We start from the raw sequence: 21554 nt of genomic DNA, 5'->3' as shown, positions 1-21554 counted from the left end.
GCGATGCGGTACGCGATCGAGGCCGGCGGTCTGGTCAAACGGTTCGGGGACGCGGTGGCGCTGGACGGGGTGGACCTGCGGGTCACCGCCGGACAGGTCACCGCCGTCCTCGGCCCCGCCGGGGCGGGCAAGACGACCCTCCTGGCAGTGCTGGCGGCGTCGGTACGACCTGACGCCGGCTGGACGAAGACGGCCACGCCGGTCCGGCTGCTCGACGAGCCCGCCGACGACCCCGCCGATGACCCCGCCGATGACCTGGACCGGGCCGGCACGGTGCTGTTCACGACGCGGGACCCCGCGCAGGCCGAGCGGTGCGCCGACCGGATCGTGGTCCTGGACCGGGGCCGCGTGCTCGCGGAAGGCCGGCCGGGGGAGCTGCGGCGGCGCGTCGGCGGCCAGATCCTGCACGTCCACCCGTCGGTGCCCGCAGACACGGACGCGATCACCCGGATCCTCACCGAGCTGACCGGCGCCGTCCCGGCCCGCGACGCCGGCGGCCTGCTCACCGTGCCGGCCACCGACCCGATGCTGCTGTCGGCGCTGGTGCGGCGGCTGGACGCGGCCGGCGTCACCGCCGACGAGCTGGGCCTGCGCCGGCCCACCCTCGACGAGGTCCTCGCCGCGCTCACCGGGTCGCCGGAATGACCTCCCGCGACCGCCGGATAGCCGGTGTTTCGGCCGGTGTTTCGGCCGGTGTTTCAGGCGGTGTTTCAGCCGGTGGCGAGGGCGACGACCCGGGCGATCGCGTCGGGTCGCGGCGTGCCGGCGCCGCGCCGGAACGCCTCGGCGTAGCCCTCGTCGCCGAGCCGGGCGGTCAGCCGGTCGGCGAGGGCGCGCAGCTCGGGCTCGCCGTGGTCGAACTCGCCGCGGATCGCCTCGCTCATGCCGAGCGCCGCGGCAGCGTCCCCGGGGCGGTCCCGCAGCGCGAGGAGCCCGGCGAGCAGCTCGGCCGCCCACGCCAGACCGGCGCTGTAGCCCTGCGCGACGAGCGACGCGACCGCCTCGGGCAGCAGCGCCGCGGCCGGCGTCACGTCCCCCTCGGCGAGACGGTTCTCCAACCGGGTGCTGACGATGAGGTCGCGGGCCAGTGGCTCGGGGATGGCGCCGCGCCGCACCAGCGCCTCCAGCTCGTCGAGGGTCCGGTCGGCCTGCGCGAGGTCGCCGGCGAGGCGGTGCACGTTGGCGAGGCCGACCAGGATGTTGACCTCCATCCGGCGGTGGCCGCGCTCGCGGGCCCGGCGCTGCGCGGCCCTGATGTCGCGCAGCGCGCCGTCGATGTCCCCGCTGCGCCGGCGTTCCCGGGCCAGCCGCGCCCGGCTCAGGTACAGGTAGTCCTCGACGCCGAGCTCGGAGCTGAGCACGACGGCCCGCTCGAACGCGGCGATCGCCGGGCCGTGCTCGCGCCGCAGCGAGTGGTCGCGGCCCAGCGGCAGCAGGCTCAGCACGAGCCCCCACCGGTCGCCGACCGCCTCGAACCCTTCGAGGGCGGCCCGCCGGGACGCGGCGCCGGAGCGCAGGTCGCCCTCCTCGGTGAGCAGGAAGTCCTTCGCCCAGTGCGCGCTCGCCCGGATCCACGGGTCGGGCGAGTCCAGCGCCTCGAGCAGGTCGGACTCCTCGGTGGTGTGCGCCAGCTGCGTCATGCGCATCAGCGGCCGCGCGGGGTGGAACTCGCGGGCGCCGGCCGAGTCGACGTCCATGCTGGCCCGCACCACCCCGAACGCCGTCCGGGCCTGCTGCGGCAGCGCGCCGCCGTAGCGCAGGTACGTCTCGAACTGGGCCGTCATGCCGCTCATGCCCCAGTACCAGAACATCGCGCCGACGAACCGCTCGGCCGTCGCCGTGTCGCCGGCGTCCACGGCCAGCCGTAGCGCGTGCGCGAGGTTGTCGTGCTCGGCGTCGAAGACCGCGATCGCCGCGAGCTGGTCCCGGGTGCGCAGCAGCGGGTCGTGCTCCTCGGCGAGGTCCCGGTAGTAGCGGCAGAACCGCTCGCCGATGTCGTCGCCCTCCTGGCGGGTCAGCGCGTACGCGCGGACCGTCTCCAGCATCCGGTACCGGTCGCCGGACCGTCCGGCGATCGACTTCTCCACCAGCGCGTCGAGCACGTAGAAGATGTCGCGGGCGGGCAGCGTACCGTCGGCGCAGACCGCTTCCAGGGCCGCCGTGGTCGCGCCGCCGGGGAAGGTCGCCAGCCGGCGGGCGAGGACCCGCTCCGGCTCCTCGAGCAGGTCCCAGCTCCATTCGACGACGGCGAGGAGGGTGCGCTGGCGGGGGAGCGCGGACCGGCTGCCGGAGCTGAGCAGGCGGAACCGGTCGTCGAGCCGCCGGGCGATCTGGTCCACGCTCATCGACCGCAGCTTCGCGGCGGCGAGCTCCAGCGCGAGCGGCATCCCGTCGAGCCGCCAGCAGATCTCCACCACGTGGTCGACCGTCGACTCGTCGAGCGCGAACCCGGGCCGCACCGTGGCCGCGCGGTCCACGAAGAGCCGCACCGCCGCCGCCCGGGCGGCCTCCTCGGGCTCCACCGAGTCGCGGGGCACGTCGAGGGGCCCGAGGTGGCACAGCGCCTCACCGGTGATGGCGAGGGGCTCGCGGCTGGTGGCGAGGATCCGCAGCCGCGGCAGCCGGGCCAGGAGGTGGTCGACGAGCTCGGCGGCGGCGTCGACGAGGTGCTCGCAGTTGTCCAGCAGCATCACGGCGTCGCCGACGTCGAGCAGCTCCACGACCCGGTCCAGGGTGGTGTGGCCGCCCTCGTAGAGCCGGCCGTCTGAGGCGTTGAGGGCGGCGACGACGGCGTCGGCGAGGTGGTCGGGGTCGCTGACCGCGGCGAGCGACACGAACCACACCCGAGCTCGTCCGCCCCTCGCGGCCTCCAGCACCAGCCGCGTCTTGCCGGCGCCGCCGGGACCGACGACGGTGACGAGCCGGTTGGCGTCCAGGAGCGCGGCGAGCTGCGCCAGCTCCGCGTCCCGGCCGACGAAGCTGGTGAGCTGCGCCGGCAGCCGGCTCGGCGCGACCGTCTCGGCCCGCTTGGCCGGCTGCTCCATCTCGCCGCGCAGCAGCGCCAGGTGCAGCTCCTTCAGCGCGGCGCCCGGGTCGACGCCGAGCTCGTCGCCGAGCCGTCCGCGGATCTCCTCGTACACGGCGAGGGCGTCGCTCTGGCGGCCGGTCGCGGCCAGGGCCTGCATCCGCAGTCCGGCGAGGCGCTCGCTCAGCGGGTGCTCGGCGGCCAGGGCGCCCAGCCGCGGCAGCACCTCGGCGGGCCGGCCCAGCTCCAGCTCCGCCTCGAACAGGTCCGTGGCGACGTCCCGCCGGCGCTCGTGCAGCCCGGCGGCGACGGTCCGCGCGAACGGCGCGTCCTGCAGGTCCGTCAGCGCCGCGCCCCGCCACAGGCCGAGCGCCGCGTCGAGGGTGACGGCCGCCTGCGCGGGCGCTTCCCGCCGGCCCTGCGCGGCGAGGTCCTCGAACCGGTGCGCGTCGACGTCCTCCCGCCGCACCGTCAGCCGGTATCCGCCGGCGACGAGCTCCACGCCGCCGGCGTCGCCCAGCGCGCGCCGCAGCCGGGACACGAGCCCCTGCAGCGCGGCCGCCGCCCCGGCCGGCGCGTCCTCGCCCCACAGGTCGTCGATCAGCAGCTCCGCCGACACCGGCCGGCCCGCCTCGAGCGCCAGCCGGGCGAGCAGCATCCGCAGCCGCACCCCGGCGATCTCCACCGGCGCCCCGGTCTGCGTATGGACCTCAAGTGGGCCAAGGACGGCAATTCGCACGGCGCAAAGCTAACCAGACCGCGCCTCGTCGATGCCGTGAGGTGCGCACAGCACGCTCCGCAGCGCGGCGGGCACGGGGCGTTTGCCGGAGCCGTCGGGGGCGACGGTGACATACACGATCTTCGCGGCGCAGGTCTCGACGCCGTCGCGGCGGACGCCTTCCACGGCATGACGAACGCGTCCATGACGGACGATCCTGCCGCATGCCCGCGCCCGGCGGGTGACCGCAGGCCCGCGCGCCGCCGGCGGAGTGCCGCCCGTCACGACGGGGCGGTCGGCGAGGTGGCGATGTGTTACAAAAGGCGTCCGACGGGGGGAGGGCACGGCATGCGCCGTCAGTTCGTGGTGCTCGCAGCGGTGGTGATCGGCCTGGCGGGCTGTGGTTCGGGCGGGGGCTCGAAGGCGTCGCAGGGCGCGTCGTCCTCGCCGTCGCCGCAGCCGCCGCCGAAGGTCGCGGGCAAGCTGCTCGTCACGACGACCGGCGGGCTGAAGCTGCTCACCCAGGAGGCCGACGGGCACCTGTCGATCGCGCCCTTCGACGTGCCGCGCTCCTCCGACTTCGAATACGAGGTCACCGCCGACCACAAGACGTTCGTCTACCGCAGCGGCAAGGTCGTGACCGCCCGCACCATCGCCGACGGCAGCGAGCGCAAGGTCGCCGGGGACGCGTCGACCAACAAGCTGTGCCTGCGCACCTCGCCGGACAGCAAGCGGGTCTCGTACCTGCGCGGCGAGGAGCTCGTCGTCGCCGACTTCGCCGGCAAGGTGACCGTCGTCGACAAGGTCAAGTCGGCGAAGTACACGCTGGGCGCGACGACGGTGACGGCCACGACCGAGCTGGACTGCGGCGAGTGGCTGGACGACACGCACCTGAAGTTCGACCGGCGCAAGAGCCTCCCGGACAGCATCTCGGTCGACATCACCGCCACGGCGCCCGTCATCAAGGCCGACACCACGACGGTCGCGGTGCTCGGCGGCAAGACCCCGAAGCTGGTGGACTCGCCGAGCATGTGGCACCCCACCGCCGAGTGCGGCAAGCGGGTCGCGGCCACGGCCGGCTCCACCAAGGACGCGCTGCACCTGCGGGAGCGCACCGGCGACGCCGAGCTGAGCAAGGCCGGCACCTTCACCGGCTCCGACATCGCGCTCGCCGGCGCCACCGGCGGCACCCACAGCGTGCTCTTCGTCCCCGGCAGCTGCCGTCCGCTGCTGTACACCATGGAGAAGCGCACGTTCCAGTCCATCGACCCCGCGACGCGGGCGATCGGCGCCGAGCCGACCGTCACCCTGCCCGACGGCGGCATCGACGTCCGCCTGTACGACGACCCGCAGACCTGGCAGCCGGTGAAGGACGCCGAGGTGCTCGCCGCGGTCGTCGACAAGCAGATCGTCATCGTGGATCTCGCCGCCCGGACCGCGAAGCTGGTCCCGGCGGACGGCCTGGACGCCTCCGCCCGGGTCATGGCCTGGCTGCCCTGACCGCAGCAGGCTTTTTCCGCCCCCGACCCGGCGACGAACCGGCCGTCGCGATCGTTGGCCGTTACGGGTGGGCGTTCATGGGGTACCCCGTGCGGCATCCGGACGAGGCGGGAGCGAGCTCATGACCGACGCGGTGCATCTGCAGATGTCGCTGGATCTGCCGCGGGAGTCGGCACGGGTGGGGCAGACCCGCCGCATGCTGGACGGTGCCCTGGCCGGGGCGGGTGTCGAGCAGGATTGCCGCGACGACATCCGGCTGGCGCTGACCGAGGCGTGCACCAACGTCATCGAGCACGCCGGCCTCGCCACGACGTACCACGTCGATGTCAGCGTGGACGGCGACCGCTGCGTGATCGAGGTGACGGACGACGGCGGCGGCTTCGACCCGGCCGGCGTGCGGCCCGGCGACCTGTGGTCGGACTCGGGGCGGGGGCTGCAGCTGGTCGCGGCCGTGGTGGACGGGCTCGACGTCGTGTCGGTCGACGGGACCGGGACGCTGCTGCGCTTCACCAAGCAGCTCACCTGGCGGTGACCGCCCAGCTGGGGACCGTAGGATGCCGGGCGTGACGACGGCGGTGCGGGCGGCGGTGGCGAGCCTGCCGAAGACGCCCGGTGTGTACCGGTTCCGCGACGAGAGCGGCAAGGTCCTGTACATCGGGCGCGCCACCGACCTGCGGCAGCGGGTCGGCTCGTACTGGTCGGACCTGCGCGGCAGGCGGCACCTCAAGCGGATGGTGACGCAGATCGTGCGGGTCGAGGCGGTCGTGTGCGACTCGGTGCACGAGGCGGCCTGGCTGGAGCGCAACCTGCTGGAGCGCTCGAAGCCGCGCTGGAACCGGATCCGCGGCGGCCTGGAGGTGCCGATCTACCTGCGCCTCGACCACCGCGGCGGGGTGCCGCGGCTCGTCGTCGACTACGGACCCTTCACACCCGATGTGCAGGACGTGTTCGGCCCGTACCTGGGCGGGACGAAGGCGCGGCTGGCGCTCAACGGGCTGGGCCGGGTGCTGCCGCTCGGGTACACCGGCGACCGGCTCACCGGCTCGGAGCGCGACATGGCCCGCATCCGCGGGGTCGACGCCGCCGACCGCGACACCCTCGTCGCCACCACGGCCGGGGTGCTGCGGCGGGAGCGGGCCGCGATCGACGCGGTGCGGGAGCTGCTCACGCGGCAGCGGGACCGGGCGTCGGAGGGTCTCGCGTTCGAGGTCGCACAGCGTGTACAGGAGGAGCTCGAGGCGATCGACTGGCTCGTCGCGGAGCAGAAGGTGACGGTCGACGGCGCCGCCGACTGTGAGGTGTACGGCTGGGCCGACGACCTCCTGGTCCGCTTCCACGTCAAGGGCGGCCGGCTGTGCACCTGGACGCAGCGCGACTGCCGGGAGGCCAACGCGCGGCGGTTCCTGGAGCGGACGCCGCAGGCCTGGGCGCCGTTCGCGGCCCGCAGCGCCGAGCTGGCGAGCCGGCTGGCCGTCGCGCACGCCCGCTGATGGACCGGCCGCGCTTCCAGGATCCGCAGGTCAGCCTGTACGAGCTGGCGGCGGACGACATCCTGGTGGGGTGCCCGCGCTGCGGCGGCCGCGCCGTGAATGCCGCACGGCCCACCGGGAGCCGGTGGGTTGCGTCGTGGCCGCGCCGGCTGACGTGCGCCGCCTGCGGCTACGCCGCCGCGTGGGAGCCGGCCGGGGCGACCTCCGTGTGGGGCGGCCCGGTCGACCCGTTCTTCGGCGGGCCGCTGTGGTTGCGCGCCGAGTGCTGCGGCGGGCGGGTCCTGTGGGCGTTCAACCGCCGGCACCTGGACATTCTCGGCGGCTTCGTCGGCGCGAAGCTGCGCGAGCGCGGCCCCGGCACGGGCGGGTTGACGCTGGTCGCGCGGCTGCCGGCCTGGATGACGGCGGCGAAGCACCGCGCGGAGATCCCGCGCGCCGTCGACCGGCTCCGGGCGACGCTGGAGGACTGACGTCGCACTGGGTGTGCGCCGTCTGTGAGCGCGACGTGACCCGGGGCTTTCGAGCGCGCAACATGTTGGTAACAGGTACTCCGCAGACTCGACCCGCACCGGAAACGTCCGAGCAATCAAGCCTGCGGCGCCCCCTGATCCATCCCTGAGCCGCCCCGGAGGAGCAACGCTGTGTCGTATGTGACCCCACCTGAACTCGCCAAGAAGATGATCGACGCCGGTGAGGCGAAGGTCTTCATGTCCACCCGGGACACGCTGATCCGGGCGTACATGGCGGGTGCGATCCTCTGCCTCGCCGCCGCGTTCGCGGTCACGGTCACCGTGCAGACCGGCCAGCCGATCGTCGGGGCCCTGCTCTTCCCGGTCGGGTTCTGCCTGCTGTATCTGCTGGGCTTCGACCTGCTCACCGGCGTGTTCACGCTGGTGCCCCTCGCGCTGATCGACAAGCGGCCCGGGGTGCGCTTACGCGGTGTGCTGCGCAACTGGGGGCTGGTCTTCGTCGGCAACTTCGCCGGCGCGCTGACCGTCGCCGTGATGATGGCGGTGATCTTCACCTACGCGTTCACGGTCGAGCCGAACGCCGTCGGCCAGGCGCTCGGCAAGATCGGTGAGAGCCGGACGGTCGGCTACGCCGACCACGGTGCCGCGGGCATGCTCACCCTCTTCATCCGCGGCGTCCTGTGCAACTGGATGGTCTCGACCGGCGTCGTCGCCGCGATGATCTCCAGCAGCGTGTCCGGCAAGGTCATCGGCATGTGGATGCCGATCCTGGTCTTCTTCTACATGGGCTTCGAGCACTCCATCGTCAACATGTTCCTCTTCCCGTCCGGGCTGATGCTCGGCGGCGACTTCTCGATCGCGGACTACTTCATCTGGAACGAGATCCCGACCGTCATCGGCAACCTCGTCGGCGGCATCACGTTCGTCGGCCTCACCGTCTACTCGACGCACGCCCGCACCGGCGCCTCCCGCCGCGCGCCCGTCGCCGAGCAGGCGGCCGAGGAGGCGCCGGTCCTCGTCAAGTAGCTACGGGTACCCGCCGAACGAGTGGCCGCCACCACCCATGCTGCTCGGCCAGGTGGTGACGTGCACACCCGACCGGTAGCGCTCCGGGGGCGGCTCGTAAGGCGGCCACGGATCGTCGCGCCCGTTGCGCTCGGCGACGGTCCGGAAGTGCTCGTGCTCGTACGGGTGGCGCCGCTCGGCCAGGGCGGCGCGCAGCTTCGTGCCGTCGGGGTCCTCCCGGTCGTACCGGTCGAACTGCTCGGTGAGGAACAGCAGCGGGAGCAGGGCACGCTCGTCGTCCTCGGGCAGGTAGCCCGCGTCGACGACGGCCGCGACCGCCTCCGGCTCCAGCTTCACCGCACGGGCCAGGACCCCCCGGCGCATCCACAGGCGGCGGAGGTCCTGCAGCGAGTCGCCGGTCCCGGCGCCGAGGTCGCGCAGGGACCGGCGGACCGCCGCGGCGACGTCCTCGGGAGGGTCGGTGTCCAGGAGCGCCAGCACCAGGCCGACGACGGTGTCCTCCCTGATCTCCGGCTTGTCGAGGGCGCACGCCAGCTGCAGGACCCGCCCGTCGGGGTCGTGCTCGCGGTACGCGTCGAACTGGCGGGTGAGCAGCAGCAGGCCGGACGTCCAGGCGGGCCGGTAGCCGGCGTCGCGGGCCGCGGCGGCCGCCTCGGGGTTGCCGAGGACCGCCTGGTCGCACACCACCGCGACGGCCTTCGGCGACGTGAACCCGCGCAGCGCGCGGCGGCACAGGTCGAGGGCGTCCTCGGGCAGATCGGTGCCGGCGTACTCGACGAGGCGCGCGGCGAGCGCCCCCTGGTCGAACGCGGGCAGCAGGTCCGGCCGCTGCTTCAGCACCGCGAGCAGCGCCAGGTCGACGTCGCCGGGGTCGGCGGGCGGGCGGGGCAGCTCGGGGTTGGCCAGGACGATGCGCAGCAGCGCACCCTGCTCGCCGAGCCACATGTCCTGCCGCGCGTCCCGCCCGGCCGGCGCGGTGCCGATGAACCGGTGGCCCGGCCGCGCGTACGGCCGGACCGCGACCTCCAGGGCGTCCAGCAGTCCGGGCTGGTCCGTGCCCGCCAGCAGGTCCGCCAGCCGTTGCCGCAGCCGCTCGTGCGGGAACCCGACGGCGGCCTCGACGATGCTCTGGACATACGGGTCGCCCAGGTACACGCCGCTCGGCGGGTCCGCGGCGGTCTGCGGCAGGCACGCGGTCAGCCGGACCTGCGGCCGGTAGGCCGAGGTGGGGTCCGGCTCGAGCAGGAACTCCAGCACCGGGGCGACCCGCGCCGGCCGCTCGTGGTTGCCGAACCGGAACGACGCCGCGCTGAGCAGGAACCACGCCCCGCGCCACACCTTCTCGCGGTCGTCCCCGCCGGCGGCCCACCACCGCTCGACCCGCTCCCGCGCCCGGCGGTCGCCCTCGTACACCGCGGCGGACAATGCGTGCCGGACCCGGTCCTGCCTGCTCGATCGACGGAACACCATCGTCCCATCATGCTATCCCCGCGGCCGCCGCGCCCCGCGGACGTGCTTTACCGGGCCGCCATTCATCGGCATGCTTGGATGATGGACGACGCCGTCAAGTTGGGGGCACTGCGCAGGCGGCTGGCCGAGGAACTGATGGAAGCCCATCGGGAGGCCGGGGAACCTTCGTACAGTGTGATCGCGGGACAGGTCGGGATCTCGAAGTCGACCGTGTTCCGGGTGCTGAACGGGATCGGTGAGCGGTCGCCGAAGTGGCACCACGTCGACGACATGCTCGAGGTCTTCGGGCGCAGCGACCGGGAGGTCGAGCGGCTGCGCGCGCTGTGGGTCGAGATCCGCGCGCTGGAGAAGGCCGCCGGACCGTCGTGACGGGCCGGAAAGCGGCCGCGCCGCCGCAGCCCGGGACCGGCTGCGGCGGCGCGACGTTGGTCAGGCGAGACCGTTCAGGCGTCAGGCGAGACCGTTCTTGATGGCGGTGATGAGCTCGCCGTTGCTGGTGTCGCCGGAGAACTCCCAGAAGAAGGCTCCGCCGAGGCCCTGCTGCTTGGCGTAGGTCATCTTCCCCGCGATGGTGGCCGGGGTGTCGTAGCCCCACCAGTTGCTGCCGCACTTGGCGTAGGCGGTGCCGCCGGCGGTGCCGGTGGCCGGGCAGGAGTTCTTCAGGACCTTGTAGTCCTCGATGCCCTGCTCGTACGTGCCGGGCGCCGGGCCGGTCGCGGTGCCGCCCGGGCCGGCCTGGGTGACGCCGGTCCAGCCGCGGCCGTAGAAGCCGATGCCGAGGAGCATCTTGCTGGCCGGGACGCCCTTGGACTTGAGCTTCTGGATCGCCGCGTCGGACCAGAAGCCCTGCGTCGGGATGCCCGAGTAGGAGTTCAGCGGCGAGTGCGGGGCCGTCGGGCCCTGCGGGCTGAAGGCGCCGTAGTAGTCGTAGGTCATCGGGAAGACCAGGTTCAGCTTGGAGATGCCGGCGGCGTAGTCGGCGGCGTCGAGCTTGCCGCCGTTGGAGCCGTCGGCCGAGATCGCCGAGGTGACCAGGAAGTTCTGCCCGAACTTGTTGCGCAGCGCCGTGATGACGTTGTTGTAGCTGGCCGGGCCGCTGGAGTCGCAGCTGAGGCCACAGGCGTTCGGGTACTCCCAGTCGATGTCGATGCCGTCGAAGACGTCGGCCCAGCGGGGGTCCTTGACCAGGTTGTAGCAGGAGTTCGCGAAGCCGGTCGGGTTCGCCGCCGCCTGCGTGAAGCCGCCGGACCAGGTCCAGCCGCCGAACGACCAGATCACCTTGATGTTCGGGTACAGCCGCTTGAGCTTGCGCAGCTGGTTGAAGTTGCCGCGCAGCGCGCCGGTGTCCCAGGTGTCCGCGACGCCGTCGACCGAGTCGGCCGCGGTGTACGCCTTGTCGTAGTCGGCGTACGAGTCACCGATGGAGCACTGCCCGCCGCTGGTGTTGCCGAAGGCGTACAGGATGTGGGTCAGCTTCGCCGCCGAGCCACTGGTGACGATGTTCTTCACGTGGTAGTTGCGGGCGTAGACGCCCCACTCGGCGAAGTAGCCGACGACGTTCTTGCCGCCGGGCGGCGGCGGCGAGGTGGGCGGCTGCGACGTCGGCGGCTGCGACGTCGGCGGCTTCGAGGTCGGCGGCGGGGTGGTCGGGTCGGTCCCGCCACCGCAGACCCCGTTGTCGGCCCACACGCCCCACTGGCCGCTGGCGGTCGGCACCTCGTTCGTGGTCCACCACTTGGCGGTGTAGTTGTGGCTCTGGTACGAGACGACGTTGTCCTTGACGTAGACGGCCGACGCGCTCCATGCCGGAGCGCATGCGGCGGCGGCGTTTGCCTGGACCAGTGGCACGATAGCGGTCGCTCCGGCCACGGCGGCGACGACGGCCCCGACCAGGAGGACCTGGCGAAGGGATCGTTTCACGTTCACCTCACCAACAGTTAGGAAACTTTGTTAAAAGCGTGTTGAGACGGTAGACACATCAACAACCGTCAGTCAAGACGGCGATCGATTTCGGCACGCCGCGGCCCGGGGTCAGGGCAGGGACAGCACGATGCGGTCGACCGACGGCGCGTGCCCGTCGGGGTTGGCGACCGAGATGGTGTTGCCGCCCGCGCGGAGCTGGACCTTCAGCGTCGACGCGGTGCAGCACGTCGAGCCGCCGTCGAGCGTGACCCGCTGCGGGTCGCGGCCGTCGACCGTGACGACGGCGGTCCTGGTGCGCTCATTGTCGATGTTCACGTGGTAGAGCTTCAGCGTGTACGCGCCGGCGACCGGGACGTCGACGTTGTTGAAGCGCAGCACGCCGTCGCCGGCGCGGCTGCCCCAGTCGCCGAGATTGCGCACGATCGAGCCGCCCGAGGCGCCGGGGTAGCGGTCCACCCACGCCGAGCCGCCGAGCGTGTTGCCGGGCGCCTCGGCCTCGAACGAGACCGGCCCGAATTTCGGCGGCGGGGACGTCGTCCGCGCGGCGGCCGGGGACGGCGACGCGGGCGCGGCCTCCGACGGCGTGGCCGGCGCGGGGTCCGGCGTCAGGGACGGCGCGTCGGTGGGTGACGGGGCCGGCGCGGGCAGGCCGACCGGCGGGGTGACGGGAGCGGGATCGTCGTCGCCGAAGTACGCCGCCACGGCCAGGATCACCAGCAGCGACACGGCCGCGGCGACGCCGGCCACGATCAGCCGCGACCGCCAGAACACCCACAGCCCGCGCAGTTCCGACGGTTCGTCGGCGACGTGCCAGCCGTCGCGGTCCGGCGCCGCGGCCCAGTCCGCCGCGTCGCCCGGCGTCTCATCTACAGGGACGGGCTCGTCCTGGATTATGGGAACGGGAGTGGCTGCGTCGGCCGGTTCGGGGCGGAAGGTCCCACCGGCCGCGGGACGGTCCGGATCGGCGCCGAGCCCGGCGAGCCACGGGGGCACGCGCAGCGGTTCGGCGTCTCCGTCGCCATCCGTCATGGACCACGAAGATAGTCACCCCGGTGCCCCTTCGCCAGCCGGGAGACGCGCCGTCATGCCCGCAGCACGGCCGCCGCCTCGGGGGTGCCGGCCAGGTCCGCGGGGCGCTGCCCGCGGTGGTTCACCGCCCGCGGGTCGGCGCCGGCCCGCAGCAGCGCCTCGACCAGGTCGGCGGCAGCGTCCGACGACGACCTCGCCGCCGCGTGCAGCGGTGTGTCGCCGGCGTTGGTCCGGGCGTGCACGTCCAGGCCGAGGGCGAGCAGGCGGGGCAGCATCCGCGCGTGGTCGAGCGAGCCCAGGGCGTGCAGGAGCGTGCCGCCGCCCCGGTCCGCGGCCGGCGGGAACCCGTCGCCGAGCAGCCGCAGGACGCCGTCGGTGTCGCCGTACGCCACCCGCTGCCAGAGCTCGTCGTGCAGGTCCTGGACCGGCGGCGGCAGCAGCCCGGAGTCCGACCGGCTGCCGGTCCGCCAGCCCAGCAGGACGCCGGCGCAGCCCTCCGCCGGTCCGCCGAGCGCGGCCAGGGCCTCCTCGCGGGCCAGGTCCCGCGGGTCGTGGTCCAGCGGGTGCCACTGGCCGTCGCGGGCGGCCAGCCGGTGGACCCGCCCGCCGCACTCCACCGGCACGACGGCGGGCACCGGCGGCCCGTGCCTCGGCGGCGACTGTGGACGGCCGGGCAGGAGCGCGTCGTGGACGAGCGGATGCAGGGCGTCGGGATCGATGAGGCCGTGGCGGACGAGCTCGGCGTCGAGCGGCTCCTGCCAGTCCGAGATCTGCAGCAGCGGCGCGTGTCGCGGCGGAGGCCCGGCGACGATCGTCGGCCGCTCCCTGAGGTCCAGCCAGCCCTCGCCCAGGTCGACCGTCCCGCCGGGGCTGCCGTGCCGGTGCAGCAGGGCGCGGGCGGCCGGCACCAGCCTCGACCAGACCAGCGGGTGGCTCGCCAGGCTGTCGTCCGACCCCTGCTCGGCCAGGCCGGTGGCGTCGATCCCGGCGGCCGCGGCGGCTTCCCGCTGCCGGCCGGTCGCGTGCGGGCAGGCCGCGTCGGTGCTGACCGGCTCCGGCCCGCACAGCCCGCGCAGCCCGGGCGCCTGCCGGACGTCCCACAGGTGGCGGTCGACCAGCGGGGCGACGGGGGAGACGCCGCCGAAGCGCAGCCGCAACAGCCGCCGGCCGCCGCTCCTCGGCCCCGAGGCCAGCAGGATGCCGAGCCCGCCGGCGAGCCGGGTCAGCGGGACGGGGCGGCTGGCGGCCGGCCACGAGTGGTGGCCGTGCAGCGGCTCGTGCCAGCGCAGCAGGTCGGGCGCCAGGTGCCGCAGGTCGTCCTCGACCGCGGCGGCGACCTCGCGGCCGTGCTCCCGCTCGACCGCGCGCAGGTCGAGGTCCGGCGTCACATGCGCGGCGGCGCAGGCCCGGCGCCAGTCCCCGGCGAGCCGGCGTTCGGTCGCCGCGTCGATCATGGCGGGCGGCACCCCGTACCGCCGGTGCCGCAGCCACCTGCGCACGGTCTGCGCGCTGGGCGGCATGGCGGACATCGGCGCTCCCGGGGTGGTGGACGGCCACCAACGCTATCGCGTCGGGTCCGGATCTTCGTCGTGTAGCTTCGGGGAGGACCACACCCGACGTGAGGACGACCGTGAGCACTGCACTGCCCACCGCGCGCACCGCGGACCCCCAGGACGCGCCGCCGATCAGGTGGGGCGTCATCGCGCCCGGCTGGATCGCCGACCAGTTCGCGGGCGCCGTCCACCGGCACTCGAAGTCGCGGGTGGTCGCCGCCGGCTCCAGCTCGCTGCAGCGCGCCGAGGAGTTCATGGCCCGGCACGGTGGCGGCCGCGCCTACGGCTCCTACGAGGCGCTCGTCGCCGACCCCGACATCGACGCCGTCTACGTCGCGTCGCCGCACAGCCACCACCACGAGCAGACCCTCCTCGCGCTGCGCGCCGGCAAGCCGGTCCTGGTCGAGAAGGCGTTCACGCAGAACGCGGCCCAGGCGGCGGAGCTCATCGAGCTGGCGCGCGGCTCGGGGCTGCTGCTGATGGAGGCGATGTGGAGCCGCTTCCTGCCGCACTACGACGTCGTGCGGCAGCTGCTCGCCGACGGCGCGCTCGGCGACGTGCAGACGGTGATCGGCGACCACGGCCAGCACTTCGACATCCCGCCGACGCACCGGCTGCTCAACCCGGCCCTCGCCGGCGGCGCCCTGCTCGACCTCGGCATCTACCCCGTCTCGTTCACCTCGTTCGTCCTCGGCGCCCCCGAGGAGATCCAGGCGACCGGCACCATGACCACGACCAGCGTCGACGCCCAGGTCTCCGCGGTCCTGCGGACCGGCAGCGCGCACGGCATCGTCTCCACCACCCAGACGGCCGCGTCACCGACCACCGCGAGCATCTCGGGCACCGCCGCCCGGATCGAGCTCGCCGGCCCGTTCTACCAGCCGCAGGCCGTCCGCCTCACCACCGTCGCCGGCGACGTCAGCGAGTCCGCCCCACCCGCGATCACCGGCCACGAGGGCCTCGTCCACCAGGCGGCCCACTTCGCCGACCTGCTCACCGCGGGCGCCACCGACTCGCCGTTGCTGCCCCTCGCCGAAACCCTGACGATCATGCAGACCCTCGACGAGATCCGCCGCCAGATCGGCCTGACCTACCCCAACGAGTGACCCGGCTGCCGAACCGGCACTCCGGCGGCGCCGTTCGCTGATCGCCGACCCCACCCGAGCAACCTTCCGCGCCGTCTGGCAGGTTTCTGCTCCATGGGTTTCATGGCGGGGCTGGGCGGCTGGTGCTTCCGGAACCGGTGGTGGGTGCTCGGGGCGTGGCTGGTCGCGGTGATCGGCGGGGTCCTGGCGGCGGGGCCGCTGCTGGACGCGATCTCCGAGACCAACAGCGTGCGCAAGAAGGTCGAGTCGATCGAGGCGTACGACCTGATCGGCACCGCCGAGGACTCGTCCGGGCAGGTCGTCGGGCTGGTGGACGCCGTCGACCCGAAGGCGGAGGACGTGCGGGCGGCCGTCGACGCGGCCGCCGGGCGGCTGCGCGGGGTCGAGCACGTGCGCAAGGTCGACGCGACGGCGGTGTCGGCCGACGGCCGGGCGCTGCTCGTGGTGGCCACGCTGGAGAAGGTCGACAAGCCGACCCGCAACGCCGCCGTCGACAAGGTCGAGGCCGAGCTCGACCGGCTACGCGGCGAGCTGCCCGCGGGTGCCGCGGTCCGGGTCGGCGGGTCCGCGACGATCAGCCGGGACGCCGGGCGGACCCTCGACGGCGACCGGAGCCGCGCCGAGCTGCTGTCGCTGCCGTTGACGCTCGTCGTGCTCGTCATCGTGTTCGGCGGCCTCATCGCGGCCGGGGTGCCGGTGCTCGCCGCGGTCGTGTCCGTCGCCGCCGTCTTCCCCGTCCTGTACGTGTTCACCACGTTCACCGACGTGGACTCCAACGCGCTGACCGTGGCGTCGCTGCTCGGGCTGGGGCTGTCCGTCGACTACGGGCTGCTGCTCGTGGCCCGCTACCGCGAGGAACTGGCCGCCGGGTTCGAACCCGGCGACGCGATCGGCCGGGCCTGGGCGACCGCCGGGCGCACCATCCTGTTCAGCGCCCTCACCGTCGCCGCCGCGCTCGCCGGGCTCCTCGCCTTCTCGGTGCGGCAGCTGACCGCGCTCGGCGCCGCCGGTGTGTCGATCGCGCTGGTCGCGATGCTGGTGTCGCTGACGTTCACGGCGGCACTCATCGGCCTGGCCCGCAAGCGGCTGAAACCGGCCCGCCGCGCCCGGCGGGACGAGGCCGGGCGCGGGTTCTTCGCCGCCCTCGCCGCGCTGGTGCAGCGCCGGGCGGCGCTCGTCGCCGTGGTCACCGCGGCGCTGCTGCTCGCCGCCGGCCTGCCGCTGCTGTCGGCGACCGTGAAGCTGCCAGGCCTCGAGGGTTTCCCACGCAGCATCGAGTCGGTGCGGGTCGCCGACGAGCTCAAGACCCGGTTCGGCCGGGCGTTCGCCCCGACGCTCACGGTCGTCGCCCGGACCGGCGCCGCGGAGCTCGACGCCTACGCCGCCCGCTGGTCCGGCGATCCGGTCGTCGGCAAGGTGCAGCCGGCGAAGCCCGTCGGTGACGGCCTCGCCGCCGTCGAGCTGAGCCTGCGCGGCGGGGCGCAGGACGACGCCGCCCAGGAGCTCGTGCTGCGGTTGCGCGCGGACCGGCCCGCCGGGGTGCAGTCCTGGGTGACCGGTGACGCCGCGGTGCTGGTGGACCTCGTCGACCTCATCGTCGACGACCTGCCGCTCGCGCTGGGCATCACCCTCACCGCCATGCTCGTGCTGCTGTTCGCCATGACGGGTTCGCTGGTCGTGCCGGTGAAGGCGATCCTCGCCAACGTCGTCTCCCTCGGCGCGACTCTCGGCGTCATGGTCGCCGTGTTCGAGCACGGCTGGCTCGCCGGCGTCCTCGGCACGCTCACCGTCGGCGGTCTCGACCCGTTCGTCGTGGTCATCCTCTTCGCGTTCGCGTTCGCCCTCTCCATGGACTACGAGGTGTTCCTCCTCGGCCGCGTCAAGGAGTACGTCGACGGCGGCGACGACACCGACACCGCCGTCCGCCGCGGCCTGCAGCACACCGGCCGCGTCATCACGTCCGCCGCGCTGCTCATGGTCATCGTGTTCGGCTGCTTCGCGGCGGCGCAGATGGGCAGCATCGAGCAGATCGGCCTCGGCCTGACCACCGCCGTGCTCATCGACGCGACCGTGGTGCGCTGCCTGCTCGTGCCGGCGACGATGACGCTGCTCGGGCGGTGGAACTGGTGGGCGCCGGGTCCGCTGCGTCGCCTGCACCAGCGGGTCGGCCTGAAGGAGACGACGCTGCCGGAACGGGAACCGGTGATGAGCGCCTGAGCCGGCGCCCGGACAGCTGCCCGTCGGGGCCGGAGCGCCTGAGTCAGCGGCCGAACAGCTGCTCGTCGAGCCCGGAGGGCCGGATCGTCTCCGGGCACGACGGGGAGTAGTAGTTCATCGTGAGCACGGCGCGCACGGCGTCGTCGCGGCGCAGCGGCTCGACGTAGTGGGCGTGCCGGCGGGCGTCGAAGAAGTACAGCTGGCCCGCCGACGGGTAGATCCGCATGGCGTCCGCGTCGACGCCGGCGACGTCCCGGGCGGCGCGGTCGCGGGCGACGACGAGGCCGCCGCCGGTCTCCTCGGTGCACGACGTCAGGTACAGCAGCCCCTGCATGGGGTTGCTGTCGACGTGGCACGGGTACCGCATCGTGATCCCCTGCTGGATGTTGAGGCTCAGCGCGCGGTTGTCGCTGCTGGTCTCCTCCAGCTTCTCCTCCGCGGTCCGCTCGCCGAGCTGCTTGAACCAGCCGCTGTACAGGTCGAAGGTCCACGGCGCGGCCCGGCGCAGCACCTCGCCGTCGACGCTGTGCATCGGGATCTCGGCGTCGGGGACCTCCCGGGCGGTGGACATGGTGGGCCGGAAGACGCGCCGGACGGCGTGCTCGCGGGCCACGTCGAGCAGCGCCGCGTCCCAGCCGTCGGGCAGCAGGTGCCCGACGTCGTACACGTGCCAGTGGAAGGGCAGGTCCTGCGGCGGCTGCCAGGCGGTGCCGGTCATCGGTGGGTCCCTCCGTATGCCTGTTGCTTGGCCATCGACTCATGGTGGTCCTGCACGGCCTGCCACAGCCGGGGGAAGCGCATGTGCGCGACGAACCGGTCGAGCACGCCGACGGACCGCCCGGTCAGGCTGAGCGGAGCGGTGCCGTCGTCGAGGGTCGGGTGGCCGCCGAGGCGGGCCCACACCATCCGCTGGTGCTCCTGCTGCCAGCCGAGCATCGCGTCGTCGAGGTCCAGCATCTCCAGCGCGACCGCCCGCAGGTCCGGGTGGGCCTCGCCGGCGTCCAGCAGCTCCGCCTCCGACGCCACGCCGGCGGACTCCATCGCAGCGCAGAAGCAGCGCCACAGATGCCGGCACGCCTTGTGCAGGTTGCGCATACCGGGTGAGTCCAGGCCGCTGCCGCCGTCCGGGAGCGTCGCCCGGATCTGCAGGAACTCGGTCTGCGGAATGCCGGACCGGACCTGGCCGAGATGGGTGACCGTCAGCCGCTGCAACTCCGTCGCGCGGCGCACCAGGCGGTGCGCGGACCGGTGATCCCCGGCGCGCAGATCATCTGCGGCGCGGACGATGTCGAAATGCATGTTGTACCAGAGCAGTTCCGCGGTGAGATGCAGCGTCTGGAACAGCAGGAAATCGGGGTGCGGCATTTCCGGCAGCGGGCGCAATGCCCTGACCGCGTCGGTGAACCGCACCACTTCGTCATATGCGGTCGGCCCGCCGACGGCGAAGACCGGCCCGGACATTCCGTGCTCATGCTGGTTGTCGCCGGCCATATAAACGGTCCGCTCCGTTTCTACCGCATGAAGCAATACGCCGTTGACGCGTATTTAACAAGCATCACTTGATGCATTTCCGGGCGTCACGCTACCGAGTTTTAGTGACGAGTGTCAATGACCGGATACTGCGTCCGCATGACCTTGGACTCGGGGAACCGGTTCGGATTACGTAGCCGGCCGCCCGGATGCACACGACGACACGGGACACCCGAGGACGGCATCGTCAAGGCTTCCAGAAGATCCGGATTGGAGACCTCGTGGCGGCGATGTTGGCTCGGCTCGGCCGTTGGTGCTTCAGACGCCGGGGACCGGTGGTCCTCGCCTGGCTGGCCGTCCTCGCGGGGGTGGTCGTCGCGGGGCTGACCGCGCCGCCGGCCCCCGACGACGACTTCTCCGTGCCCGGCGTCGAGTCGCAGCTGGCGTTCGACGTGCTGCGGGAGCGGTTCCCCGGGATCACGGCCGACGCCGGCGGCGCGACCGTGGTGTTCGTGGCGCCGGCGGGCCGGCAGGTGACGGACGAGCCCTACCGGGCGGCCGTCGAGGCGGCGGCCCGGCGGCTCGGCGGCGGCGGCCAGGTGGCGATGGCCGGCGACCCGTTCGAGGACGGCGCGGTCAGCGGCGACGGCTCGGCGGCGTATGTCAACGTCACCTACACCGTCACGGCCGCGCGGGTCAGCGCCGCCAGCCGCGCGGAGCTCGCCGCGGCGGCCCGCGAGGCCAGGGTCTCCGGGCTCACGGTCGAGGCCGGCGGCAGCGCACTGGAAGGGGAGGGCGGCGGCCCGGCGGGCACCGCGGAGCTCGTCGCCGTCGCCCTCGCGGCGGTCGTCCTGCTGATCACCCTGGGGTCCCTGGCGGCGGCGGGCCTGTCGCTGCTGACCGCGCTGCTCGGGGTCGCGGTGAGCATGCTGTCGATCCTCGCCCTCAGTCACGCGTTCGGGCTGTCCGCGACCACCGGCACGCTCGCCCTCATGCTCGGCCTCGCGGTCGGCATCGACTACGCGCTGTTCGTCGTGACGCGGTACCGCGAGGAGCGCGCCCGCGGGCTGCCCGCCGAGGAGGCGGTGTTCCTCGCCGCCGGCACCGCCGGGTCCGCGGTCGCCTTCGCCGGCCTGACCGTCGTGATCGCCCTGGCGGGCCTGGCGGTGGTGGGCATCCCGATGCTGACCAAGATGGGCCTGACCGCCGTCGGTGCGGTGTCGGCGGCGGTACTGGTGGCGCTGACCCTCGTCCCCGCCGTCCTCGGGTTCGCCCCGGAGCGGGTCCTGTCCCGCGCCGCCCGCCGCGCCCCCGCGACGGCCTCAACCGGCCACGGCGGCCCCGCGACGGTCGAGGCCGGACGCGGCGGCGCGAGGTGGGCCCGGTTCGTGCTGCGCCGCCCGGTCGCCGTGCTGCTCGCCGGGGTGGCGCTGCTCGGCGCCCTCGCCGTGCCCGCCGCAGGGCTGCGGCTCGGCATGCCGGGCGACGAGGCCCGGCCGGCGACGACCACGCAGCGCCGCGCGTACGACGCCCTCGCGACCGCGTTCGGGCCGGGTTTCAACGGCCCGCTGATGTTCGTCGTGGACGCCAAGGGCGCGCCCGACCCGCAGGCCGCGGTCGCCGCGGTCGCCGGCCGGGTCGCCGCGACGGCCGGGATCGTGTCCGTGTCGCCGCCGCACTTCAACGACGCCGGCGACACCGCGATCCTCGACGCCGTGCCGTCCACCGCCCCGACCGACGCCGCGACCAAGGACCTCGTCCGCGACCTGCGCGCCGCCCGGACCCGGCTGGCCGCCGGCACCGGCGCGACGTTCCAGGTCACCGGCACGACCGCGGTCAACATCGACCTGGCCGGCAAGATCCAGGGCGCGCTGCTGCCGTACCTGGCCACCGTCGTCGGTCTCGCCGTGCTGGTGCTGCTCGTCGTGTTCCGGTCGATCCTGGTCCCCGTCAAGGCGGCGCTCGGGTTCCTGCTCTCCGTGCTGGCCGCGCTCGGCGTCCTGGTGCTGGTGTTCCAGCGGGGCTTCGCCGCCGACCTGCTCGGCGTCGCGCAGACCGGCCCCGTCATGAGCGCGGTGCCGATCTTCCTGATCGGGATCGTGTTCGGGCTGGCCATGGACTACGAGGTGTTCCTCGTGTCGCGGATGCGGGAGGCGTACGTCCACGGCGAGGCGCCGCACCAGGCGATCGGGACCGGGTTCCGGCACAGCGCCCGCGTCGTCGTCGCCGCCGCACTGATCATGATGGCGGTCTTCGGCGGGTTCATCAGCGAACAGGACCAGTTCATCAAGATGATCGGGCTCAGCCTGGCCAGCGCCGTGCTCTTCGACGCGTTCGTCGTCCGGATGGCGATCGTCCCCGCGGCCCTGGCGCTGCTCGGTCACCGCGCCTGGTGGCTGCCGCGCCGCCTGGACCGGATCCTGCCGAAGGTCGACGTCGAGGGCGAGCGCCTCACCCGCGACCCGGTCACGCCGGAGCTGGTGTCCAGTCACGAACGGTGAACCCGGACCGGGCCCGTCCCGGCCCGGGAGATACTCGACGTCGGTGGCACGATGAG

The 21554-nt window shown here is 73.7% G+C and carries 18 protein-coding genes; 10 read left to right on the top strand and 8 right to left on the bottom strand.

Going from position 1 to position 21554, the window contains the following annotated elements:
- Positions 1 to 3: 3 nt before the first annotated feature.
- Complete coding sequence (locus ACQEVZ_RS43705) at positions 4 to 645, top strand: ATP-binding cassette domain-containing protein (RefSeq protein ID WP_433378949.1); 642 nt, start codon at positions 4 to 6, stop codon at positions 643 to 645.
- 65 nt (positions 646 to 710) lie between these two features.
- On the opposite strand, the gene ACQEVZ_RS43700 is transcribed toward ACQEVZ_RS43705, so the two are convergent.
- The gene (locus ACQEVZ_RS43700) at positions 711 to 3764 is read right to left on the bottom strand and encodes a BTAD domain-containing putative transcriptional regulator (RefSeq protein ID WP_433378946.1); all 3054 of its coding nucleotides are present in this window, start codon (positions 3762 to 3764) and stop codon (positions 711 to 713) included.
- 9 nt (positions 3765 to 3773) lie between these two features.
- Positions 3774 to 3929 carry a hypothetical protein gene (locus tag ACQEVZ_RS43695; protein ID WP_433378943.1) on the bottom strand — a complete coding sequence of 52 codons (156 nt, stop codon included), beginning with the start codon at positions 3927 to 3929 and terminating at the stop codon, positions 3774 to 3776.
- A gap of 162 nt (positions 3930 to 4091) precedes the next feature.
- Here ACQEVZ_RS43695 and ACQEVZ_RS43690 point away from each other — a divergent pair, with 162 nt between their 5' ends.
- The 5 genes from ACQEVZ_RS43690 to ACQEVZ_RS43670 all read left to right on the top strand — a co-directional run bounded on the left by ACQEVZ_RS43690 (position 4092) and on the right by ACQEVZ_RS43670 (position 8229).
- Entirely contained in the window at positions 4092 to 5243 is a 1152-nt protein-coding gene (locus ACQEVZ_RS43690) for a hypothetical protein (RefSeq protein WP_433378941.1), read from the top strand.
- Between the two features lie 121 nt (positions 5244 to 5364).
- Entirely contained in the window at positions 5365 to 5775 is a 411-nt protein-coding gene (locus tag ACQEVZ_RS43685) for an ATP-binding protein (RefSeq protein WP_344505210.1), read from the top strand.
- Positions 5776 to 5806: 31 nt separating this feature from the next.
- A complete protein-coding gene (locus tag ACQEVZ_RS43680) occupies positions 5807 to 6733 on the top strand; it encodes a GIY-YIG nuclease family protein (RefSeq protein ID WP_433378937.1) in 927 nt (308 codons plus the stop codon).
- Entirely contained in the window at positions 6733 to 7203 is a 471-nt protein-coding gene (locus ACQEVZ_RS43675; RefSeq protein ID WP_433378934.1) for a hypothetical protein, read from the top strand. The genes ACQEVZ_RS43680 and ACQEVZ_RS43675 overlap by 1 nt, the downstream gene beginning before the upstream one ends.
- Before the next feature lie 171 nt (positions 7204 to 7374).
- Positions 7375 to 8229, top strand: coding sequence for a formate/nitrite transporter family protein (locus ACQEVZ_RS43670; protein ID WP_344505205.1), 855 nt, complete (start codon positions 7375 to 7377; stop codon positions 8227 to 8229).
- Here the strand turns inward: ACQEVZ_RS43670 and ACQEVZ_RS43665 are convergent, their stop codons facing one another.
- Complete coding sequence (locus tag ACQEVZ_RS43665) at positions 8230 to 9699, bottom strand: hypothetical protein (RefSeq protein WP_433378930.1); 1470 nt, start codon at positions 9697 to 9699, stop codon at positions 8230 to 8232.
- Between the two features lie 9 nt (positions 9700 to 9708).
- Between ACQEVZ_RS43665 and ACQEVZ_RS43660 the strand changes: the two genes are divergently transcribed.
- Complete coding sequence (locus tag ACQEVZ_RS43660) at positions 9709 to 10068, top strand: helix-turn-helix domain-containing protein (protein WP_433378927.1); 360 nt, start codon at positions 9709 to 9711, stop codon at positions 10066 to 10068.
- An 81-nt stretch (positions 10069 to 10149) separates the two neighbouring features.
- On the opposite strand, the gene ACQEVZ_RS43655 is transcribed toward ACQEVZ_RS43660, so the two are convergent.
- The 3 genes from ACQEVZ_RS43655 to ACQEVZ_RS43645 form a co-directional block, all read right to left on the bottom strand.
- Complete coding sequence (locus ACQEVZ_RS43655; protein ID WP_433378924.1) at positions 10150 to 11619, bottom strand: glycosyl hydrolase family 18 protein; 1470 nt, start codon at positions 11617 to 11619, stop codon at positions 10150 to 10152.
- Between the two features lie 111 nt (positions 11620 to 11730).
- Positions 11731 to 12651, bottom strand: coding sequence for a hypothetical protein (locus ACQEVZ_RS43650; protein WP_433378921.1), 921 nt, complete (start codon positions 12649 to 12651; stop codon positions 11731 to 11733).
- Between the two features lie 53 nt (positions 12652 to 12704).
- Positions 12705 to 14180 (bottom strand): ankyrin repeat domain-containing protein, encoded by a 1476-nt coding sequence (locus ACQEVZ_RS43645; protein WP_433378918.1) that lies wholly within the window; start codon positions 14178 to 14180, stop codon positions 12705 to 12707.
- 101 nt (positions 14181 to 14281) lie between these two features.
- Here ACQEVZ_RS43645 and ACQEVZ_RS43640 point away from each other — a divergent pair, with 101 nt between their 5' ends.
- On the top strand, positions 14282 to 15310 hold the full coding sequence (locus ACQEVZ_RS43640) for a Gfo/Idh/MocA family protein (protein ID WP_433378915.1): 1029 nt from the start codon (positions 14282 to 14284) through the stop codon (positions 15308 to 15310).
- Between the two features lie 93 nt (positions 15311 to 15403).
- Positions 15404 to 17527 (top strand): MMPL family transporter, encoded by a 2124-nt coding sequence (locus tag ACQEVZ_RS43635; protein ID WP_433378912.1) that lies wholly within the window; start codon positions 15404 to 15406, stop codon positions 17525 to 17527.
- A gap of 43 nt (positions 17528 to 17570) precedes the next feature.
- On the opposite strand, the gene ACQEVZ_RS43630 is transcribed toward ACQEVZ_RS43635, so the two are convergent.
- Both ACQEVZ_RS43630 and ACQEVZ_RS43625 read right to left on the bottom strand, forming a co-directional pair.
- Positions 17571 to 18245 carry a 2OG-Fe(II) oxygenase gene (locus tag ACQEVZ_RS43630; RefSeq protein WP_433378909.1) on the bottom strand — a complete coding sequence of 225 codons (675 nt, stop codon included), beginning with the start codon at positions 18243 to 18245 and terminating at the stop codon, positions 17571 to 17573.
- Positions 18242 to 19054: a hypothetical protein gene (locus ACQEVZ_RS43625; RefSeq protein ID WP_433378906.1), complete on the bottom strand. Its 813-nt coding sequence runs from the start codon at positions 19052 to 19054 to the stop codon at positions 18242 to 18244. Before ACQEVZ_RS43625 ends, ACQEVZ_RS43630 begins: the two co-directional genes overlap by 4 nt.
- Positions 19055 to 19332: 278 nt before the next feature.
- On the opposite strand from ACQEVZ_RS43625, the gene ACQEVZ_RS43620 reads away from it, so the two are divergent.
- The gene (locus tag ACQEVZ_RS43620; RefSeq protein WP_433378903.1) at positions 19333 to 21498 is read left to right on the top strand and encodes an MMPL family transporter; all 2166 of its coding nucleotides are present in this window, start codon (positions 19333 to 19335) and stop codon (positions 21496 to 21498) included.
- Positions 21499 to 21554: the final 56 nt, after the last annotated feature.

Source organism: Dactylosporangium sp. CA-152071, from assembly GCF_050936335.1.
In the GTDB taxonomy this organism is placed as follows: Bacteria; Actinomycetota; Actinomycetes; order Mycobacteriales; family Micromonosporaceae; genus Dactylosporangium; species Dactylosporangium maewongense.
This window is presented reverse-complemented; position numbering and strand designations above follow the sequence as displayed.